The organism is Coprococcus sp. ART55/1 (genome assembly GCF_000210595.1).
GTDB lineage: Bacteria > Bacillota > Clostridia > Lachnospirales > Lachnospiraceae > Coprococcus > Coprococcus aceti.
In genome coordinates this window covers 3067086-3070764 of record NC_021018.1, presented here as the reverse complement: position 1 = coordinate 3070764, position 3679 = coordinate 3067086, and the positions used below count along the sequence as shown (strand labels likewise).

Here is a 3679-nt window from a genome sequence, read left to right as displayed (position 1 = left end):
AAATATGTACCTTGAGAATTTCATACAGAAAGAGATAATTATTATAAGTTTATAATAAGCCATTAATAATTAACAAGACATCTATTACCAAAATCTGCAGAGCAGATTTTAGGTTAGTAAGTGCGAAGCACTTACAAAGCCAAAAATGCAAAGTGGATTGAGGTACAAAACCAAAAGATAAAGTAGACAAATATCTTAAAGCTTTTTAGAAAGAGACCACAACACATCAAGCTACGTGTGTTGTAAGGTTAAGTTAGAAAGAGCGCAGGGTGGATGCCTTGGCACTGAGAGCCGATGAAAGACGTGATAAGCTGCGATAAGCTGCGGCAAGAAGCAAATATTCAATGAACCGCAGATTTCTGAATGGGGAAACCTGGCTGAGCAAACCTCAGTCGTCCTATACTGAATACATAGGTATAGGTCGGGAACCTCCTGAACTGAAACATCTAAGTAGGGAGAGGAAGAGAAAGAAACATCGATTCTGTTAGTAGCGGCGAGCGAAAGCGGAAGAGCCCAAACCGGAGTGCGTGCACTCCGGGGTATGGACTGCAACATGGCAGTGTTAACGATAGCAGAAGGGTCTGGGAAGTCCCGCCAAAGAGAGTGAAAGCCTCGTATGCGAAATTGAAAACACGCCTAGCAGGATCCGGAGTACCACGAGACACGAGAAACCTTGTGGGAAGGCGGAGGGACCACCCTCCAAGGCTAAATACTACTCAGTGACCGATAGCGCATAGTACTGTGAAGGAAAGGTGAAAAGGACCCCGGGAGGGGAGTGAAAGAGAACCTGAAACCCTGTGTTTACAAGCTGTGGAACTACGTTAAGGTAGGACCGCGTACTTTTTGTAGAACGGTCCGGCGAGTTTCTTGTACCGGCAAGGTTAAGCACTTAAGGTGCGGAGCCGAAGTGAAAGCAAGTGTTAATCAGCACGCATAAGTCAGTACAAGAAGACCCGAAACCGGGTGATCTACCCATGTCCAGGTTGAAGTCGCCGTAAAAGGCGATGGAGGACCGAACGCACATCCGTTGAAAAGGGTGGCGATGAGGTGTGGGTAGGGGAGAAATTCCAATCGAACCCGGAGATAGCTGGTTCTCCTCGAAATAGCTTTAGGGCTAGCCTCGTATTAGTCTTGCGGAGGTAGAGCACTGAATATCCTAGGGGGCGTCAAAGCTTACCGAAGATTATCAAACTCCGAATGCCGCGTAGATGATGTACGGGAGTCAGACTGCACGAGATAAGTTGGGTAGTCAAAAGGGAAAGAGCCCAGACCACCAGCTAAGGTCCCAAAGTGCGTGTTAAGTGGTAAAGGATGTGGGATTTCGAAGACAACTAGGATGTTGGCTCAGAAGCAGCCATACATTCAAAGAGTGCGTAATAGCTCACTAGTCGAGAGGTCCTGCGCCGAAAATGTCCGGGGCTAAAACACGACACCGAAGCTGTGGATCCGAAAGGATGGTAGAGGAGCATTCTTAAGTCGACGAAGCTGTACTGTAAGGAGCAGTGGAGAGTTAAGAAGAGAGAATGCCGGAATGAGTAGCGAGATTTAAGTGAGAATCTTAAAGGCCGAATATCTAAGGTTTCCAGGGTAAAGCTGATCTTCCCTGGGTAAGTCGGGGCCTAAGGCGAGGGCGAGAGCCGTAGTCGATGGATAACAGGTTGAAATTCCTGTACTGCTTATGGACAGAACTGTGGGGACGCAGAAGGAGAGCACGAGCCGGAAATGGAAAAGCCGGTACAAGCGTATAGCAGTCATGCAGGCAAAACCGCATGAAAAATGTAAAGCGTTATGTGGATCGAACATTAGTAGAGAAGCGTGTGAGCCAGCTGCCAAGAAAAGCCGCTATTGCTTCATAAGTACCCGTACCGTAAACCGACACAGGTGGATGAGGAGAGAATCCTAAGGCCGGCGGGAGAAGTGTTGTTAAGGAACTCGGCAAAATGACTCCGTAACTTCGGGAGAAGGAGTGCCACAGAGATGTGGCCGCAGAGAAATGGCCCAAGCAACTGTTTAGCAAAAACACAGGTCTATGCAAAACCGAAAGGTGAGGTATATGGGCTGACGCCTGCCCGGTGCTGGAAGGTTAAGAGGAGAGGTTAGAGCAATCGAAGCTTTGAATTTAAGCCCCAGTAAACGGCGGCCGTAACTATAACGGTCCTAAGGTAGCGAAATTCCTTGTCGGGTAAGTTCCGACCCGCACGAAAGGCGTAATGATTTGGGCACTGTCTCAACAACACACCCGGTGAAATTGAAATACCAGTGAAGATGCTGGTTACCTGCGCCAGGACGGAAAGACCCCATGGAGCTTTACTCCAGTTTGATACTGGGATTCGGTACTGTCTGTACAGGATAGGTGGGAGGCTAGGAAATGGTGACGCCAGTTGCCATGGAGCCAACCTTGGGATACCACCCTTACAGTACTGGGTTTCTAACCTGCAGCCGTAACCCGGCTGGGGGACAATGTCTGACGGGGAGTTTGACTGGGGCGGTCGCCTCCGAAAGAGTATCGGAGGCGCTCAAAGGTTCCCTCAGAACGGTTGGAAACCGTTCGAAGAGTGCAAAGGCAGAAGGGAGCTTGACTGCGACACCGACGGGTGGAGCAGATACGAAAGTAGGACTTAGTGATCCGGTGGTATAAAGTGGGATTGCCATCGCTCAACGGATAAAAGCTACCCTGGGGATAACAGGCTTATCACTCCCAAGAGTTCACATCGACGGAGTGGTTTGGCACCTCGATGTCGGCTCATCGCATCCTGGAGCTGTAGCAGGTTCCAAGGGTTGGGCTGTTCGCCCATTAAAGCGGTACGCGAGCTGGGTTCAGAACGTCGTGAGACAGTTCGGTCCCTATCCGGCGTGGGCGTAGGATATTTGAGAGGAGCTGTCCTTAGTACGAGAGGACCGGGATGGACAAACCTCTGGTGTATCTGTTGTTTTACCAAAGGCATGGCAGAGTAGCCAAGTTTGGCAGGGATAAACGCTGAAGGCATCTAAGCGTGAAGCCCCCCTCAAGATAAGATATCCCATCTTCGGAGTAAGACCCCTTGAAGACTACAAGGTTGATAGGCTTCAGGTGTAAGTGTGGTAACGCACTCAGCTGAGAAGTACTAATAGGTCGAGGACTTATCCTTAGAGGTTTCTAAGAGATAAGCTTTAGAGAGTAATTAAGAAATGGAAAGTATCTGGAAAAGTTTCATTTATGGTTTGAAGAAAGGAGCATCAAGTGGAGCTAAAACAGTATATAAAATCTATAGCAATGGGATTTAATTACGATAAATATTGGAATAGACGAGATAAGATTTTTTGGATCAAAGACTCCAAGTATAATAAAAGCATATTATAAGTTCTATTTGCGTAGAGTAGATGCAAAAAATGGTGCGGATATAAATATAATTGCTGAAAATGGAGACAATTTCCAATCTCATCCGATACTTCCACATGGCATTAAAGGAATAGTAATAGCAGGGGGAGCAAAAATTGGAAATAATGTCACAATTTCACATCAGGTGACAATTGGACGTTCAAAAACTTGGTGCCAATAATTGGAGATAATGTTTATATTGGACCAGGTGCAAAGATTTTTGGAGGAATTCAGATTGGAAATAATGTTAGGATAGGGGCTAATTGTATTGTGTTCCAAGATATCCCAGATAATGCTACTGTAGTATTGGAAAAGCCAAGG

The 3679-nt window shown here is 47.0% G+C and carries 1 protein-coding gene and 1 rRNA gene; both read left to right on the top strand.

Going from position 1 to position 3679, the window contains the following annotated elements:
- Positions 1-246 precede the first annotated feature (246 nt).
- Positions 247-3128, top strand: a 23S ribosomal RNA gene (locus CCU_RS13780).
- 401 nt (positions 3129-3529) lie between these two features.
- On the top strand, positions 3530-3679 hold a 150-nt coding region (locus CCU_RS14880; protein ID WP_305803652.1), incomplete at its 3' end, for a DapH/DapD/GlmU-related protein.